A 17,204-nucleotide genomic window follows, 5' to 3' on the forward strand; every position below is an offset into this window, starting at 1 on the left:
TCCTGCACTTATATCCGTACCGGCGGGTAACTAAGTTACGGTTGTGCAAGTGACCCGTCGAGCGAAGATTGTCAGCACCATCGGTCCCGCCTGCTCCGGCCCCGAGCAGATCACCGCCCTCGTCGAGGCCGGCATCGACGTCGCCAGACTCAATATGAGCCACGGCGAGCACGCCGTCCACGAGGAGGTCTACCACCGGATCCGGGCGGCGGCGGAGGCCACCGGACGCGGCGTCGGCGTCCTGGCCGACCTGCAGGGCCCCAAGATCCGCATCGGCCGGTTCCCCGACGGCCCCGTCCGCCTCACCCTCGGCGACGAGTTCACCATCACCACCGAGGACATCCCGGGCACCCGCCGCGAGGTCTCCACCACCTACCAGGGCCTCCCGGGCGACGTCAGCCCCGGTGACACCGTCCTCATCGACGACGGGCGCGTCGGCCTGGAGGTCGTGAGCGTCGACGGGCCGCGCGTCCACACCACCGTCACCGTGGGCGGCATGGTGTCCGACAACAAGGGCCTCAACCTGCCCGGCGTCCCCGTCAGCGTCCCCGCCCTCACCGAGAAGGACGAGGCCGACCTGCGCTGGGCGCTGCGGCTCGGCGTCGACATGGTCGCGCTCTCCTTCGTGCGGACCCCCGCCGACGCCGACATCTGCTACCAGATCATGGAGGAGGAGGGCGTCCGCGTTCCCCTCATCGGCAAGATCGAGAAGCCCCAGGCCGTCGAGCGCCTCCCCGAGATCGTCGCCGCCTTCGACGGCATCATGGTCGCGCGCGGCGACCTCGGCGTCGAGATGCCGCTGGAGCAGGTCCCGATCGTCCAGAAGCGCGCCATCGAGCTGTGCCGCGAGAAGGCCCGCCCGGTCATCGTCGCCACCCAGATGCTCGAATCGATGATCTCCGCGCCCCGGCCGACCCGCGCCGAGACCTCTGACGTCGCCAACGCCGTCTTCGAGGGCGCCGACGCCGTCATGCTCTCCGGCGAGACCAGCGTCGGCCAGTACCCGATCGAGTCCGTGCTGACGATGAGCCGCATCGTCAGCACGGCCGAGGAGGCCGCGCTGCACGCCACCCACACCCTCGACCGCATCCCCGAGACCGTCGGCGGGGCCATCGCCCGCGCCGCCGCCGAGGTCGGTGCCACCGTCGGCGCCGAGGCGCTGGTCGCGTTCACGATGTCCGGCGAGACGGCCCGCCGCCTGTCGCGCTACCGGTCGCCGATCCCGCTGCTCGCCTTCACCTCGGTGCCCGCCGTCCGGGGCCGCCTGGCGCACGTCTGGGGCGTGGAGACCTTCATCGTCCCGGAGGTCAACCACACCGACGACATGGTCGGCCAGGTCGACCACGCGCTCGTGGAGATCGGGCGCTGCCAGAAGGGCGACCGCGTCGTCGTGGTGGCGGGCTCGCCCCCCGGCACGGCCGGCTCCACCAACGCCCTGCGCGTCCACAACATCGGCGACACGCCCTACTGATCCGCGCCGATCCGCGCCGATCCGCGCCGATCCGCCTCACGCTCCCCGTCTCGCCACGGACGCCGCGCCGCCCAGCCCCGGCCGCGGCGTCCGCCGCAGGCCCCACGGACGCCGTGGGCGCCGTGGGCGCTGCGGGCGCCGTATGCGGCGCGTGTGCGAAATCACCACGCGGTCTCATTTCCACGTCGCTCCGGAAACCCCGCGCGGCGCCTCATTGCCTTGACCGGCCGGATCTGACCGCGGCCGCCACCGCGCCCCGCTCGGGCAGCACGACGTCTTCGCAGGCCAATGAGGGTTTCGCGGGTGCGGGAAGAGGGTCGCCGCGCAGGAGGGGGCGGGGGAGAGAGGTGCCCCGAGTGGGATTCGAACCCACACTAAACGGTGTTTGAGACCGCTTCCTCTGCCATTGGGATATCGGGGCTCATGTCCCATTAAAACGGACATGCTGGCTTTGGTGCTCCGCCCACGCGCAGAGGGCGCCCTGACCAAGACCAGCGTAGCGGGTCCCGGTAGGCTCGTGCGCGTGGAGAGTGCTCGGCGCGTGGTGATCGCGGAAGACGAGGCCCTGATCCGGCTGGACCTGAAGGAGATGCTTCAGGAGGACGGCTACGAGGTCGTGGGCGAGGCCGGCGACGGCGAGAACGCCGTGCGGCTGGCCGGCGAGCTCCGGCCCGACCTGGTGATCCTGGACGTCAAGATGCCCGTCCTGGACGGGATCTCGGCGGCCGAGCGGATCTCGGCGGACCGGATCGCCCCCGTCGTGATCCTCACCGCGTTCTCCCAGCGCGAGCTCGTCCAGCGGGCGACCGACGCCGGGGCGATGGCCTACCTCGTCAAGCCGTTCTCCAAGAGCGACCTGGCGCCCGCGATCGAGATGGCCCTCAGCCGCTACACCGAGCTGCGCGCGCTGGAGGCGGAGGTCGCCGGCCTCCAGGACCGCCTGGAGACCCGCAAGCTCGTGGATCGCGCCAAGGGCCTGCTCCAGGAGGCCAACGGCTGGACCGAGCCCGAGGCGTTCCGCTGGATCCAGAAGACCTCGATGGACCGCAGGCTGACGATGCGCGCCGTCGCCGAGGCCGTGGTGGCCGGGGCGAGCGGCGGCGGCCCCGGGCGCGACGAGCCCGCCGCGGGCTGACTCCACTCCCAGTCACGCTTCGTGTTGTCAAGGTTTCACGCGGGTACCTTGTGCAACCCGCTGTGTTCACGTTTCGTAATCGTCCCTGGCAATGCCCTGTATCAGATGGGCACGGGGGAGTAACGAACGAGTAACCCTTCTATCCGGGGGTGCTGATCTGGGACGGCTCCACGGTGTACGACATAGCTGGTCCCCGAGTGACCGATTCCTCCACCAGAGGTCGGCGTCGGGGTTTCACTCGTACCCGATCCCCTGCCGGATCCGGATGGAAAGGTTGGGCACCTTGCGGCGCAACAAGATGAGGGTGACCGGCGCGATGGCGGTGAGCGCGGTGCTCGCGCTCGGCGCCGTGTCCTGCAGTGACGACGACGGTGGCTCCGGTGGCGACGAGGTCACGATCGGATTCATGGGCGACCTGACCGGTGAGAACTCGGGTCTGGTGGTCCCGCCCTGGCAGGGCGCGACGCTGGCGGTGGACCAGTACAACGCCACCAACCCGAAGATCAAGATCAAGCTGAAGAAGTACGACACCCAGGGCAAGGCCGAGCAGGCGACGACCCAGGTGCAGGGCGCGATCAAGAACGACAAGATCGTCGGCCTCATCGGCCCGGCGTTCTCGGGTGAGTCGCAGGCGGCCAACCCCATCCTGAACGAGGCGAAGGTGCCGAGCGTCACGCCGTCGGCGACGCAGATCACGCTCGCCGAGAAGGGCTGGAAGTACTGGCACCGCGTGGTGGCCGACGACGCGGTGCAGAGCGCCGGCGCCGGCGAGTTCCTGACGAACGCGGGGGTGAAGAAGCTCTTCACGGTCTCCGACAACCAGGACTACGGCAAGGGCCTGGCGGACGCGGTCGGCAAGGCCGTGCAGGCCAAGGGCGCGACGGTCCAGAGCGACGCCGTGAACGACAAGGGGACGGACTACTCCTCGACCGTCAACAAGATCAACCAGGCGAAGCCGGACGCGGTGTACTTCGGCGGCTACTACGCGGTCGCGGGCCGGCTGTTCAAGCAGCTCCGCGAGGGCGGCTACAAGGGCAAGATGATGTCGGGCGACGGTTCGCTGGCGACGGGCCTGGTCGAGGGCGCCGGCCAGCAGAACGCGCAGGGCGCGCTGCTGAGCTGCGGCTGCCTGATCGACGCCACGGGCAAGACCAACGAGAAGGCCAAGAAGTTCGCGGCCGACTACAAGGCCAAGTTCAACACCGAGGTCGCGATCTACTCGACCGAGGGCTTCGACGCGGCGACGGCGTTCATCGAGGCGATCAAGTCCGGCAAGAAGACGACCGAGGACATCAACGACGCCCTGAAGACGGTGAGCTTCCAGGGGGTCGGCAAGCCGATCAAGTTCGACGAACACGGTGAGCTGGCGGCGCAGGACATCTTCATCTACGAGGTGAAGAACAACACGATTCCGCTGCTCGGCAACAGCAAGGAGGCCAAGGTCGCGTAGGCGTCACCACGCCCTGCCCGACCCTTCCCCCGTTCCGGGGGGCCCCTGATGGAGCGGGAGCGGGAGCGCTACAGCGCTCCCGCTCCTTTTACCAAAGGCGACCAAAGGTGCTCGACGACTTCATCAATCAATTCTGGCCGTCGACCGTCGACGGGCTGTCGCTGGGCGCGATCTACGCGCTGGTGGCGCTCGGCTACACGATGGTCTACGGCGTGCTCCGTCTGATCAACTTCGCGCACGCCGACGTCTTCATGATCGGTACGTTCGCCGCGCTGTGGACGGTCCGGTCCATGGGCGTCGACCAGGTCGGCGGGTTCGCCCTGATCGGCGTCGTTGTGATCATGGCCGTGGTCGCCGGGGCGGTGGCCGGCGGTAGCGCCATGCTCCTGGAGGTGACGGCGTACAGACCGCTCCGGAAGAGAGGGGCGTCGCGGCTCGCGGCGCTGATCTCGGCGATCGGTGCGTCGATCTTCATCCAGCAGCTGTTCGGCACGGTGATCATCCGCCACGTGTTCGGCACCTCCAAGTCGGGCGGCAAGCTTCCCGTCAACGAGCACTTCCGGAAGCTCAAGACGGTCATCGACATCGGGCCGATCCACGTCAGCAACGACAAGCTGATCGTGTTCGTCGGCGCCGTCCTGATGATGATCGCCCTCGACCAGTTCGTGAACCGGACCAAGCTCGGCCGCGGCATCCGCTCGACCGCGCAGGACCCGGAGACCGCGGTGCTCATGGGCGTGAACATCGACCGGGTCGTCCAGACGACGTTCCTGATCGGCGGCATCATGGCGGGCGTCGCCGCGGCCCTCTACATCGTGCGCATCGAGCAGACCGACTACTTCGTCGGGTTCCTGCTCGGCATCAAGGCGTTCACGGCGGCGGTGCTCGGCGGGATCGGCAACATCCGCGGGGCGCTGGCCGGCGGCTTCGTGCTGGGGCTGCTGGAGACCTACGGTTCCAGCTTCTTCGGCTCGGGATGGCGGGACGTCGTCGCGTTCTCCCTGCTCATCCTCGTCCTGATGTTCCGTCCCACCGGAATCTTCGGTGAGTCACTCCAGCAGGCGCGCGCATGAACCTCTCCAAGAAGGCGAACGCGAACTCCGCGGCGTCGGGCCTCTCGCTCGACCGCGCCCGCGACGCGTGGGCGGACGCGCCCGGCTGGGCGCGCTGGAGCGTCTACCTCCTGCTCGTCATCGGCGCGCTGCTGCTGCCGAACCAGACGATCGGCTCGTTCATGGCGCCGAGCAGCACCGACTGGGCGTCGATGCTGAGCGACCAGATCGCCATCTACGTGCTGCTGGCGCTCGGCCTGAACGTGGTGGTCGGCATGGCCGGCCTCCTCGACCTCGGGTATGTGGCGTTCTACGCGGTCGGCGGCTACACCATCGCGATCTTCGCCTCGAAGCACGGCTGGTCGTTCTGGGAGACGCTCGTCCTCGCGATCGTGTTCTCGGCGCTGGCGGGGGTCATCCTCGGCGCGCCGACGCTGCGGTTGCGCGGCGACTACCTGGCGATCGTCACGCTCGGCTTCGGTGAGATCGTCAGGGTGACGGCCCAGAACAGCTCCTACGTCAACGGCCCGCGCGGCATCCAGGGCATCCCGCACCCCCCGACGCTGTCGGAGTTCGAGATCATGGGCGTGCAGCCGCTGAAGTACGGGCTGCTGGACTCGCGGCCGTACTACTACCTGCTGCTGTTCTTCATCATCTTGACGATCATCTTCGTGAAGCGGCTGGACCGGTCGCGGGTGGGCCGCGCCTGGGCGGCGATCCGCGAGGACGAGGACGCGGCCGAGCTGATGGGCGTGCCGACGTTCAAGTTCAAGCTCGCGGCGTTCGCGATCGGCGCGGCGATCGGCGGCAGCGGCGGCGTGGTGTTCGCCGGCAAGCAGACCTCGATCAACCCCGACAACTTCACGTTCCTGGTGTCGGCCCTGATCCTCGCGGGCGTGGTGCTGGGCGGCTCGGGCAACATCCCGGGCGTGATGCTGGGCGCCTTCGTGGTGGCGTGGCTGCCCGAGCGGTTCCGGTTCATGCAGGACTACCGGATGCTGATCTTCGGTGCCGCGCTGGTGCTGATGATGATCTTCCGTCCGGAGGGGCTGTGGCCCTCCCGCCGCCGCAAGGCCGAGCTGGCGGAGGGCACCGGCGGCATGGGCAGTATGGGAGCCGAGGTGGCCGGGCCCGGCCAGGCCGCCGCCGCCGGGGAGGTGGGCAAGTGACCGAGGCGAGCGGGCGGACGCCGGTGCTGGAGCTGCGTGAGATCGTCATGCGCTTCGGCGGCGTCGTCGCCCTGAACAAGGTCGACATCAGGATCGGCAAGGGCGAGATCTTCGCGCTGATCGGCCCGAACGGGGCCGGCAAGACGACGGTGTTCAACGTGACCACCGGCGTCTACCGGCCGAGCGAGGGCCAGGTGGTGTTCGACGGCAAGCGGATCGACGGCAAGAAGCGCTACCGCGTCACCAAGCTCGGCGTCGCCCGGACCTTCCAGAACGTGCGGCTGTTCCACAACATGACGGCGCTGGAGAACATCCTGGTGGGCACCGACACCCACCACCGGACGGGCATCGCCGGGGCGTCGCTCGGCCTGCCGTGGCACCGGCGCGAGGAGCGCCAGGGCCGCGAGCGGGCCCGCGAGCTGCTGGAGCTGGTGGGGATCTCGCACCGGGCCGGCGAGGCCGCGAAGAACCTCCCCTACGGCGACCAGCGGCGGCTGGAGATCGCGCGGGCGCTCGGCACGGACCCGAAGCTGCTGCTGCTGGACGAGCCGGCCGCCGGCATGAACCCGGCGGAGAAGGTCGCGCTCCAGGAGCTGATCCGCACGATCCGCGACACCGGCGTCACGGTGCTGCTGATCGAGCACGACATGAGCCTCGTGATGGGGATCAGCGACCGGGTCGCGGTGCTGGACTTCGGCCAGAAGATCGCCGACGGGCTGCCAGCCGAGGTGCAGAACGACCCGCGGGTCATCGAGGCGTATCTGGGGGCTCCGGCCGATGCTTCTTGAGATCGAGGACATCCACGTCCACTACGGAAAGATCGCGGCGCTCAAGGGCATCACCGCGTCGGTCGACCAGGGCGAGATCGTGACGCTGATCGGCGCCAACGGCGCCGGGAAGACGACCACGCTGAAGACGATCTCGGGGCTGCGCTCGCTGACGTCGGGGGCGATCCGCTTCGACGGCGGCGACATCAGCTCGATGGCGGGCCACAAGCGGGTCCTCGTCGGGATCGGGCAGGCGCCGGAGGGCCGGGGGATCTTCCCCGGCATGACGGTGGAGGAGAACCTCCTGATGGGCGCCTACGCCCGCAAGGACGACCCCTCCAAGGAGCTCGCCGAGGCCTACGAGCTGTTCCCGCGGCTCGCCGAGCGCAAGTCGCAGGCGGGCGGCACGATGTCCGGCGGCGAGCAGCAGATGCTCGCGATCGGGCGGGCGCTCATGGCCAAGCCGAAGGTGCTGCTGCTGGACGAGCCGTCCATGGGGCTCGCGCCGATGCTCGTGCAGCAGATCTTCACGATCATCCAGGAGATCAACCGGCGCGGCACCACCGTGCTGCTGGTCGAGCAGAACGCCCAGCAGGCCCTCCAGATCGCGCACCGCGCGTACGTGCTGGAGACCGGCCGGGTGGTGAAGACGGCGCCCGCCGGGGACCTGCTGGACGACCCCGAGGTCCGCGCGGCCTACCTGGGCGGCGACCTGGGCGACGGCGAGGCGTCCGCCAAGGGCGGGAAGGGCTCCTCCGGCTCTGAGGCGGCCCCTCGCGCCACGCGCCCCGACGCGCCGTCCTCGGACGACGCGGGGTAGCGCGCGCCGCGCAGGCGACCCGTGTGGAGCGCCCGCCGGTTCCCGGTCCGTCCGGGAACGGCGGGCGTTCCGCTGTCTCCAGGTGCCCGCGCCCGCGCGGCACCGGGTTTGTGACCCCGGACTCCGGCGTTGAGCCGGGCGTTAGAACCATCGCGCTCGGTGGCGCCGCTTCGCTTTCCGTGAGAACCATCGAGGCTCATTCGTCGGGGAAGTGCGAATTCACCCAGGTCAACATGTGTTCCGATCTCCTTTAGCGATGGCCTCGCTGTTTCGATCGACGGCGAAATGCAATGGCGCGTTCTCTTGGGAATGCGTCGTTCTTGCCCTGTAACAACCGGGATGTTCTACTGATCTGGCCGGCGAGAACACCAGTTACCTTTCCTTGAGAGGAGGACGCCGATGCTCGCGAAACTCAGCGACCGGGCACTGGAGATCTTCGCGCCGAAGGTGACGGCCGCGGCCGGGGACTGCTTCACGCAGACCTGCGGATGCCACGGGACCGGAAGCTACGCCCCGAGGTGGATCTACTTCCGCAACTGCTGCTGGACCGGTCAGGCGGGCGGGCCCTACACCTGCGGCTCGTGCTACAACACCGGCGCGCAGTGCTGACGCGCGGGTGAGTGCCCGGGGCCGGCCGCCGGGCGCCCACGCGGTCGGCCCCGGGTCCGCGCCCGGCATTCGGCCATTCCGCGGCCGGTGCGATGTGAAGTGCCATTCCCGGTGTTCCTGAACCAGTTCGCAGAACGGGGAGAACCATGTCCATTCCGGGTGCCGTCGCCGCGCTGGCGGCGGTTCTGTGCGTCCTGAACCTGGTGCTGACCTTCGGCGTGATCCGCAGGCTGCGTGAGCACACCACCCTGCTTTCGGCGCGCAGGAGGGCGGCGCTCGATAATCCCCTCGTCGAGATCGGGACGCCGGCCGAGCCGTTCTCGACCGTCACCGTGGACGACGTCGAGATCGACGGCGGCGCTTTCACGGGAAAGACCACCGTCGCGTTCTTCTCCCCGGACTGCGAGCCGTGCCGCGAGAAGCTGCCGAGGTTCGTGGACTACGCGAAGAGCCTGCCGAACCCGCGGGAGAGCCTGCTCGTCGCGGTCGTCGGCGACAGGGCGGACGGCCGCGGCTTCATCGACGCGCTCGCCCCCTACGCCAACGTCGTCAGCGAGCAGCCGTTCGGCCCGCTCGGCAGGGCGTTCGGCGTCAGGATGTATCCGACCGTCCTCCAGGTGGAGCCGGACGAGCGGAACCGCCTCGTGGTCGTCGACAACGACGTCGTGTTCTAGGCCGGTGGACGCGGACGTCCCCGGGACGCCCAGGAGCTCGGCGATCGCGTGCCTCACCGAGGCCGTCCGGCTGGCCGTCCGGGCGAGCGGGGGCGAGCTGCTGCTGTACGTCCCGATCACGCTGTTCGCCGGGGTGTGCCCCGTCGCGATCGCCTGGCTGACGAAGCTGCTGCTCGACGGCCTGGTGCGGCCGCGCCCGCACGTCCCGGGGTGGCTGCCCGTCGGGTTGACCGCGCTCGGCGCCGTCTACGCCCTGAGCCCCCAGGTCGTCGTCTACCTGCGCGCCGAGATGGACCGGAAGATCAGCCTGTTCGCGCAGGACGAGCTGTTCGGCGCCGTCAACGCCTGGAAGGGGCTGGCGCGGTTCGAGGACCCGCGCTCCCTGGACGGGCTGCGGATGGCCCAGCAGGCGGCGTCCGCCGCGCCGGGCTCGGTGCTGGAGGGGGTGCTCGCCTCGGCGCGGGGCGCGATCACCGTCACCGGGTTCCTGGGCGCCCTGTTCACGCTGAGCCCCGTCCTGACCCTGCTGGTCGTGGCGGCGGGCGTGCCGGTGCTGGTCGCCGAGACGGCGCTGGCCAAGGCGCGGGTGCGGATGCTCTGGCGGGTCGGCCCCGTCGAGCGGAGGGAGATCGCCTACGGGCAGCTCCTCACGAGCGTGGAGGCCGCCAAGGAGGTGCGGCTGTTCGGCATCGGGGCGTTCCTGCGGCGGCGGATGAGCGAGGAGCGGCGCAAGGCCAACAGGGCCCGCAGGCGCGTGGACGGGCGGGAGCTGCTCATGCAGGTCGGCCTCGGAGCCGTGGCCGCGCTCGTGTCCGGGTACGGGCTGGTGTGGTCGGTCTCGGCGGCCCTCGACGGGCGCCTGTCCGCCGGGGACGTCACCGTCGTCGTCGCCTCGATCACCGGGCTGCAGGGCGCGTTCGCCGTGCTGTCCAACGAGATCGCCCGCGCGCGCCAGGCCACGCTGATGCTCGCCGGGTACGTGGACCTGGTCCGCGCGGCCCCGGACCTCGCGGTCGCCCGGCCGCGCGCCGCCCCGGCGCCGCCGCCGGTCCCGTGGCCGCCGGCACCCCGCATCGAGTTCCGCGACGTCTGGTTCCGCTACTCCGACGAGCACCCCTGGGTGCTGCGCGGCCTGAACCTGGAGATCCCGCCGGGGGAGGCCACGGCGATCGTCGGCGCGAACGGCGCGGGCAAGTCCACCCTGGTCAAGCTGCTCTGCCGGTTCTACGACCCGACCCGGGGGACGATCCTCTGGGACGGCGTCGAGCTGGCCCGGCTCGACGTCGACGAGCTGAGGGCGCGCATCAGCGCCGTCTTCCAGGACTACATGCGCTACGACATCAGCGCGCTGGAGAACATCGCGGTCGGCGACCTGAGCCGGATGCGGGACGAGCGGCACGTGGTCGAGGCGGCGAGCAGGGCGCGGATCCACGAGCGGCTGCTCTCCCTGCCCGGCGGCTACGGCACCCCGCTGACCAGGATGTTCCCGGCGGAGGACGGCGAGGGGGAGGGCGTCGTGCTGTCCGGCGGCGAGTGGCAGCGGATCGCGCTGGCCCGCGCCTTCCTGCGCGCCGACCGCGACCTCATGATCCTGGACGAGCCGTCCTCGGGGCTGGACGCCGAGTCCGAGCACGAGATCCACACGACCCTGCTCGACCTCCGGCGGAGGTCGACGAGCGTCCTGGTCTCGCACCGGCTGAACGCCGTCCGCGACGCGGACCGCATCGCGGTCATCAAGGACGGCGCGGTCGCCGAACTCGGCGACCACGAGACGCTCATGCGGAAGAAGGGGGAGTACTTCCGGATGTTCGACCTGCAATCGAAGGGCTACACGTGACCGGGCGGCGGACGGGCGCCGCGGCCGCGGCGGTGGTCGGCGCCGCCGCGCTGCTGGCCGTCTCGGCCCGGAGGCGGTTCGTGGTCGTCACGGTCCAGGGCGCGAGCATGGAGCCGACCTACCGCTCGGACGACCGGGTGCTGGTGCGGCGCGGCCGCGCCCCCGCGCGGGGCGAGATCGTCGTCGTCGAGCAGCCCGTCGTCGGCCTCGGGTGGCCCGCGCCCCCGGTGCCGCGCGGCGGCGCGCCCGGTCGGCTGGCCCGCCGCGACTGGTACATCAAGCGGGTCGCGGGCGCGCCGGGCGACGCCCTGCCCGCGGAGGCCGGGCTCACCGCACCGGCGCCGAACGGACGAGTCCCGGACGGCGGCTACGTCCTCCTGGGCGACAACCCGCGGAACAGCGTGGACTCGCGGCAGATGGGCCTCTTCCCCCGCGAGAGGATCCTCGGCACGGTCGTCCGCGTCCTGGACCGCTGACCGCCCGGCGGCGGGTCAGGGGAGCGGGATCTCGGCGGGGGCGGGGTCGCTGACGGCCCCCACCGGCGGGGACCCCTGCAACCGGACGGCCTTGGCCTTCGACCCGCGCGGCACGTCGAACCACAGGTCGAACTCGCAGCGCATCGACGCGCCGACCGACAGCCGCTCCGGCTGCCGCTTGATCATGGTGGCGTTGACGTCGGGCCCGTAGGACCTGCCGTCGGTGGTGACGAGCCGCTGCTTCCAGGTGTCGAAGACCTGGATGTCGCGGCCGGTGTTCACCGCGAGCAGCCGGACGCGCGCGAAGGCGCCGTGGGCGCCCATGGCGGCGTGGGTGCCCATCACCTCCGTCATCCGCTCACGGAACCCGATCACGGTGAACTCCATGTCGGCGCTGCGTCCGGTCCTGCCGGTCGTGGCGGCCTCGGACTCGCGGACCTTCTCGGCCGGGATCGCGTAGGTGGCCGCGGACCTCCCGTCCCCCGAGCCCGAGCAGCCCGCCGACAGGACGGCGGCGAGCACGAGCATGAGCGCGAGCGCGGCACCGGATCGCTTGATCGGAGGCATGGACGGAACGTACGGCCGATCCCCGGACGGGGTGAACGGTCCACGACGGATCGCAACCCAACCGCGACCCCGGCGCGGGCGGGGCCGGGCACGCAGAAGCCCGGGATCACCTTTGGGGCCGTACGAACCTTCCCCGGGCGCGTACGTTGTCTACTCGGTGATCCCGGGCCGTTCCGATCCACGCTACAGACCCGGGGCGGTCGACCGCAAAGGAAGCGGCGGATCAGGCGCCGGGGAGATCGCGGAGCATGCAGGTCAGGCGCGCGGTGCAGACCCGCCGGTCCCGGTCGTCGGTGATCACGATGTCGTAGGTGGCGAGCGTCCGGCCGCCGTGCACGCGGGTCGCGACGCCCGTCACGAAGCCCTCGCTCGCCGACCGGTGGTGGGTGGCGTTGATCTCGATCCCGACCGCGATGCGGGACGGGCCGGCGTGCAGCGCGGCGCCCGACGAGCCGAGCGTCTCGGCCAGCACGCAGGAGGCGCCGCCGTGCAGCAGCCCGTACGGCTGGGTGTTCCCCGCGACCGGCATGCGCCCCACGACCCGCTCGGCGCTGCCCTCCAGGAACTCGATCCCCATGGACTTAGCCAGGTCACCATAGGAATGACCGTCCAGGCCCGAGAGGATCCTGGCATTCCGCTCGGTCGCGCTCTCGCCGCCGGTGTCGCTCACGAAGCCTCCGCAAAAGTGTCCCAGGCGCAGACTAGAGTCCTGGTGTGGCGACCACAGCATCGACCCCTGACAAGCGTGACCGGCTCCTCCTGCTCGACGGGCACTCCCTGGCCTACCGGGCGTTCTTCGCCCTGCCCGTGGAGAACTTCTCCACCACCGACGGGCAGCCCACCAACGCGGTGTACGGCTTCACGTCCATGCTCATCAACGTCCTGCGCGACGAGCAGCCCACCCACATCGCGGTGGCCTTCGACCGCTCCGAGCCGACGTTCCGGCACGAGCAGTACGTGGAGTACAAGGCGGGCCGGGCCAAGACCCCCGACGAGTTCCGCAGCCAGGTCAGCCTGATCTTCGAGGTGCTGGACGCGCTGCGCGTCCCGCGGATGTCGGTCGCCGGGTTCGAGGCCGACGACATCATCGCCACCCTGTCGGTGCAGGCCACCGCGGCCGGCCTCGACACCCTGATCGTCACCGGCGACCGGGACGCCTTCCAGCTCGTCGACGAGCACGTGACGATCCTGTACCCGGTGCGCGGCGTGTCCGAGCTGGCCCGGATGGACCCGGCCGCCGTCGAGGCCAAGTACGGCGTCCCGCCCGAGCGCTACCGCGAGCTGGCCGCGCTGGTGGGGGAGAGCAGCGACAACCTGCCGGGCGTCCCCGGCGTCGGCCCGAAGACCGCCGCCAAGTGGCTGGTCAAGTACGGCGACCTCGCCACCCTCGTCGACCGCGTCGAGGAGATCAAGGGCAAGGCCGGCGACAGCCTGCGCGAGCACCTCGCCGGCGTGCTGCGCAACCACCAGATCAACAAGCTCGACACCGAGGTCGGCCTGGAGCTGACCCCGCCGCAGCTCGCCATGGGCCAGTGGGACCGCGAGGAGATCCACACCCTCTTCGACTCGCTCCAGTTCCGGGTGCTGCGCGAGCGCCTGTACTCCTCGATCTCCGCCGCCGAGCCCGAGGCCGACGAGGGCTTCGAGGTCGAGCTGGAGGCGCTGGAGCCCGGCGCGCTCGGCGCCTGGCTGGAGGCCAACGCCGGCGACCGGCTCGGCCTCGCCGCCACCGGCACCTGGGGGCGCGGCACCGGCGAGCTGACCGCGCTCGCGCTGGCGTCCAAGAAGGGCCCCGCCGTCCACCTCGACCCGGTCGAGCTGATCGAGGACGACGAGCGCGCCCTGGCCGCCTACCTCGCCGACGCGTCCCGGCCGAAGGCCCTGCACGAGGCCAAGGGCCCGATGCTCGCGCTCGCCGCGCGCGGCCTGGCCCTGGACGGCGTCACCAGCGACACCGCCCTCGCCGCCTACCTGGCGCTGCCGGGCCAGCGGACCTTCGACCTGTCCGACCTCGTCCTGCGCTACCTGCACCGCGAGCTGCGCAACGAGACCGAGGACTCCGGCCAGCTCACCCTCGACGGCTCCGGCGAGGAGGAGGCCGCCGAGGCGCTCGCCGTCCGCGCGCGCGCCGTCGCCGAGCTCGCCGACGTCCTGGACACCGACCTCGACAAGCGCGGCGCCACCCGCCTCCTGCACGAGGTCGAGCTGCCGCTCGTCGGCGTCCTCGCCGGGATGGAGCGCGCCGGGATCGCCGTCGACGCCGACCACCTGTCCGGGCTGTCGGCCTCCCTCGGCGCGCAGGTCAAGGAGCAGGAGCGCGGCGCCCACGAGGCGGTCGGGCGCGAGTTCAACCTCGGCTCCCCCAAGCAGGTGCAGCAGGTCCTGTTCGACGAGCTGAACCTGCCGAAGACCAAGCGCACCAAGACCGGCTACACCACCGACTCCGAGGCGCTCACCACGCTGCTGGAGAAGGACGGCCACCCCGTCCTGGAGCGCATCCTGCGCTGGCGCGAGGTCGCCAAGCTCAAGAGCATCGTCGACTCCCTCATCCCGATGGCCGACGACGCCGGGCGCATCCACACCACCTTCAACCAGATGGTCGCCGCCACCGGCCGGCTGTCCTCCACCGACCCGAACCTCCAGAACATCCCGATCCGCACCGCCGAGGGCCGCCAGATCCGCGAGGCGTTCGTCGTCGGCGGCGGCTACGAGTCGCTCCTCACCGCCGACTACTCCCAGATCGAACTGCGGATCATGGCGCACCTGTCGGAGGACGAGGCGCTGCTGGAGGCGTTCGGCTCCGGCGCCGACTTCCACACCATCACCGCGTCCCGCGTGTTCGGCCTGCCGCCCGAGCAGATCGACTCCGAGCTGCGCGCCCGCATCAAGGCGATGAACTACGGCCTCGCCTACGGCCTGTCGGCCTACGGGCTCTCCCAGCAGCTCCGCATCTCCCCCGACGAGGCGCGCGGGCTCATGGAGGAGTACTTCCAGCAGTTCGGCGGCGTCCGCGACTACCTGCACGACATCGTCGCCAGGGCCCGCCAGGACGGCTACACCGAGACGATCCTCGGCCGCCGCCGCTACCTCCCCGACCTCAACTCCGACAACCGGCAGCGCCGCGAGATGGCCGAGCGGATGGCGCTCAACGCCCCCATCCAGGGCTCGGCCGCCGACATCATCAAGGTCGCGAGCCTCGACGTCGACCGCGCCCTGCGCGCCGCCGACCTGCGCTCCCGGATGCTCCTCCAGGTCCACGACGAACTGGTCTTCGAGGTCGCCCCCGGCGAGCTCGACGCCCTCAAGGACCTGGTCAGCGCCCGGATGGCCGGCGCCTACGAACTCCGCGCCCCCCTCGGTGTCTCCATGGGCACCGGCCGCACCTGGCAGGACGCTGCTCATTGATTCGATCTCGGCCCAGGTGGGCTCGCCTGGCGGCTCGCCCACCTGACCGATCTTGTGCGAGCGCGGCATCGCTTCGCGATCTTCCCGGTGGGGGCCCGCCTTCGGCTTCGCCCCCACCGGTCAGTTACGCGCTCGCGTGACGGCTGAGGTCCGCTCCTCGGGCCGTTGCCCCAAGGTCTGTTCTGGGTGACCGTTCTGTCGGCCCAGGTCTCTTCGGCGTGTCTGGAATGTTCTGCTCTGTCGTGAGGTGTTCCCCGGCGGCGCGGGTGGGTTTACCGGGGGTTTTCGGACTTGGGCGGATCCCGTGGGCGGGCGGGGCGGTGCGTGAAGATCAGGCGGGTAAGCGAGTAGGTGTCCGTGGATGTCCGGGGCGCTCTACGCTGTCCCTGGTCGTGCTTCAGGTCCTGGTCCGCGTCGAGGACGGGGGGAACGTGCCTCTCCTACACAAGATCGCCGGAGTTGTGATCATCTGTGCCGTGGTGCTCGGGCTCACGCTGCCGGGGGAGAGACGGGGGCACCGCGACAAGAAGGAGCCCACCGCGACGCAGGCCGGAGCCGCGGGCACGATGACGCCGGCCGGGCGGGCGGCTCCCGGGGGCGGGGTGAAGGACCGGCCCGCCGGCTCCTCGGCGACGCCGGTGAGCCCGACGCCGACCGTCACGGCGCCGATCCCGGCGGCGGCGCCCGGCGCGGTGGCCGCGAAGGCCAACGAGCTGGGCCAGGTGCCGGTGCTCATGTACCACCGGATCATGAAGAAGGCGGAGCTGTCGCTGGACCGCTCGTCCAAGGAGCTGTACGACGAGCTGACGCGGCTGGCCAGGAGCGGCTACGTCCCCGTCACGGCGGCGGAGTTCGTCGGCGGCCGGTTCGACGTGCCCGCCGGGAGGCACCCCGTGGTGCTGACCTTCGACGACAGCACTCCCGGCCATTTCGGGCTGGACGCGCGGGGCGACCCCGAGCCCGACACCGCCGTCGCGGTCATCGAGCGGGTGGCGCGGGAGAACCCCGGGTTCCGTCCCGTCGCGACGTTCTACCTCAACAAGGACCTGTTCCAGCTGAGCGGGGCCGAGGCGGCGGCAGGCGTCAGGTGGCTCGCCCAGCACGGGTTCGAACTCGGCAACCACACGACGACCCACCCCGACCTGTCCGGCATGTCCGAGAAGCAGGTCCGCGACGAGATCGGCGGGATGGAGGACGAGATCCTCGGCCTCGCCGGCGCGCACACCACCACGCTCGCCTACCCGTTCGGGTCGGCGCCGCGCAAGAAGGCGTGGGCGCGCGAGGACGCGCGGTACCACTTCCAGGGGATCTTCCTGGCGGGGTGGCGGCCGTCGGAGTCGCCGTTCGACGAGGGGTTCGACCGGTGGGCGATCAACCGCGTCCGGTCCGAGGGGAAGATCGCCGAGAACGACTGCAAGCGGTACTGCTCGACCGCCTGGCTGGAGTATCTGGACAAGCACCCCGATGAGCGGTACACATCTGACGGCGACCCGAACACGGTCACGATTCCGAGGGCCGCGGAGGACCGGATCGCCAAGCAGTACAGGGCCCGCGCTCGTGTTTACTAGCCGGGAGCGGCCGCATGCGGATTGACCACGAGAGATTGGTCCCATATCCTGATCGCTGCGCTGTGGGCCTGCGTGCGCTTCGGACGGAGCAGGCTCGCGCTCGGTCAGGTCGGCGACATCGGTTCGGTACAGCGACGGGGCACCGCCCGCGTCCCCTTCCGGTTCTCGGCAGGGCGGATAACGGCCCTCCGCGCACAACCCATA

15 protein-coding genes and 1 tRNA gene are annotated in these 17,204 nt (G+C 70.7%); 13 read left to right on the top strand and 3 right to left on the bottom strand.

What is annotated here, in order from left to right:
• The first annotated feature begins 49 nt into the window (after positions 1-49).
• Entirely contained in the window at positions 50-1,471 is a 1,422-nt protein-coding gene (gene pyk / locus KLI87_RS17360) for a pyruvate kinase (protein WP_214617861.1), read from the top strand.
• A gap of 348 nt (positions 1,472-1,819) precedes the next feature.
• Here pyk and KLI87_RS17365 read toward each other — a convergent pair.
• A tRNA-Leu gene (locus tag KLI87_RS17365) sits at positions 1,820-1,892 on the bottom strand.
• A 120-nt stretch (positions 1,893-2,012) separates the two neighbouring features.
• Here KLI87_RS17365 and KLI87_RS17370 point away from each other — a divergent pair.
• From KLI87_RS17370 to KLI87_RS17415, 10 genes are all read left to right on the top strand, one after another.
• Positions 2,013-2,606: an ANTAR domain-containing response regulator gene (locus KLI87_RS17370; RefSeq protein ID WP_214618105.1), complete on the top strand. Its 594-nt coding sequence runs from the start codon at positions 2,013-2,015 to the stop codon at positions 2,604-2,606.
• 283 nt (positions 2,607-2,889) lie between these two features.
• A complete protein-coding gene (locus tag KLI87_RS17375; protein WP_246250120.1) occupies positions 2,890-4,056 on the top strand; it encodes a branched-chain amino acid ABC transporter substrate-binding protein in 1,167 nt (388 codons plus the stop codon).
• Between the two features lie 107 nt (positions 4,057-4,163).
• On the top strand, positions 4,164-5,129 hold the full coding sequence (locus KLI87_RS17380) for a branched-chain amino acid ABC transporter permease (RefSeq protein WP_214617862.1): 966 nt from the start codon (positions 4,164-4,166) through the stop codon (positions 5,127-5,129).
• Entirely contained in the window at positions 5,126-6,277 is a 1,152-nt protein-coding gene (locus KLI87_RS17385; protein ID WP_156218413.1) for a branched-chain amino acid ABC transporter permease, read from the top strand. Before KLI87_RS17380 ends, KLI87_RS17385 begins: the two co-directional genes overlap by 4 nt.
• A 47-nt stretch (positions 6,278-6,324) precedes the next feature.
• Complete coding sequence (locus tag KLI87_RS17390) at positions 6,325-7,065, top strand: ABC transporter ATP-binding protein (RefSeq protein ID WP_156218513.1); 741 nt, start codon at positions 6,325-6,327, stop codon at positions 7,063-7,065.
• Positions 7,055-7,864: an ABC transporter ATP-binding protein gene (locus KLI87_RS17395; RefSeq protein WP_156218412.1), complete on the top strand. Its 810-nt coding sequence runs from the start codon at positions 7,055-7,057 to the stop codon at positions 7,862-7,864. The genes KLI87_RS17390 and KLI87_RS17395 overlap by 11 nt, the downstream gene beginning before the upstream one ends.
• Before the next feature lie 399 nt (positions 7,865-8,263).
• Positions 8,264-8,473 carry a hypothetical protein gene (locus tag KLI87_RS17400; protein WP_156218411.1) on the top strand — a complete coding sequence of 70 codons (210 nt, stop codon included), beginning with the start codon at positions 8,264-8,266 and terminating at the stop codon, positions 8,471-8,473.
• A gap of 146 nt (positions 8,474-8,619) precedes the next feature.
• Positions 8,620-9,147: a hypothetical protein gene (locus KLI87_RS17405; protein WP_214617863.1), complete on the top strand. Its 528-nt coding sequence runs from the start codon at positions 8,620-8,622 to the stop codon at positions 9,145-9,147.
• A gap of 4 nt (positions 9,148-9,151) precedes the next feature.
• Positions 9,152-10,984 carry an ABC transporter ATP-binding protein gene (locus KLI87_RS41560; protein WP_214617864.1) on the top strand — a complete coding sequence of 611 codons (1,833 nt, stop codon included), beginning with the start codon at positions 9,152-9,154 and terminating at the stop codon, positions 10,982-10,984.
• Positions 10,981-11,460 carry a S26 family signal peptidase gene (locus KLI87_RS17415; RefSeq protein WP_214617865.1) on the top strand — a complete coding sequence of 160 codons (480 nt, stop codon included), beginning with the start codon at positions 10,981-10,983 and terminating at the stop codon, positions 11,458-11,460. The genes KLI87_RS41560 and KLI87_RS17415 overlap by 4 nt, the downstream gene beginning before the upstream one ends.
• A 15-nt stretch (positions 11,461-11,475) precedes the next feature.
• On the opposite strand, the gene KLI87_RS17420 is transcribed toward KLI87_RS17415, so the two are convergent.
• Together KLI87_RS17420 and KLI87_RS17425 are read right to left on the bottom strand one after the other, a co-directional pair.
• The gene (locus KLI87_RS17420; RefSeq protein ID WP_214617866.1) at positions 11,476-12,027 is read right to left on the bottom strand and encodes a DUF4352 domain-containing protein; all 552 of its coding nucleotides are present in this window, start codon (positions 12,025-12,027) and stop codon (positions 11,476-11,478) included.
• 223 nt (positions 12,028-12,250) lie between these two features.
• The gene (locus KLI87_RS17425; RefSeq protein ID WP_374225458.1) at positions 12,251-12,604 is read right to left on the bottom strand and encodes a PaaI family thioesterase; all 354 of its coding nucleotides are present in this window, start codon (positions 12,602-12,604) and stop codon (positions 12,251-12,253) included.
• 137 nt (positions 12,605-12,741) lie between these two features.
• Between KLI87_RS17425 and polA the strand changes: the two genes are divergently transcribed.
• Positions 12,742-15,432 (top strand): DNA polymerase I, encoded by a 2,691-nt coding sequence (polA, locus tag KLI87_RS17430; RefSeq protein ID WP_214617867.1) that lies wholly within the window; start codon positions 12,742-12,744, stop codon positions 15,430-15,432.
• A gap of 476 nt (positions 15,433-15,908) precedes the next feature.
• Positions 15,909-17,000 (top strand): polysaccharide deacetylase family protein, encoded by a 1,092-nt coding sequence (locus KLI87_RS17435; protein ID WP_308166050.1) that lies wholly within the window; start codon positions 15,909-15,911, stop codon positions 16,998-17,000.
• Positions 17,001-17,204 lie beyond the last annotated feature (204 nt).

Origin of the sequence: Actinomadura sp. NEAU-AAG7, from assembly GCF_018603865.1 — a bacterium.
Taxonomy (GTDB): Bacteria; Actinomycetota; Actinomycetes; order Streptosporangiales; family Streptosporangiaceae; genus Spirillospora; species Spirillospora litoris.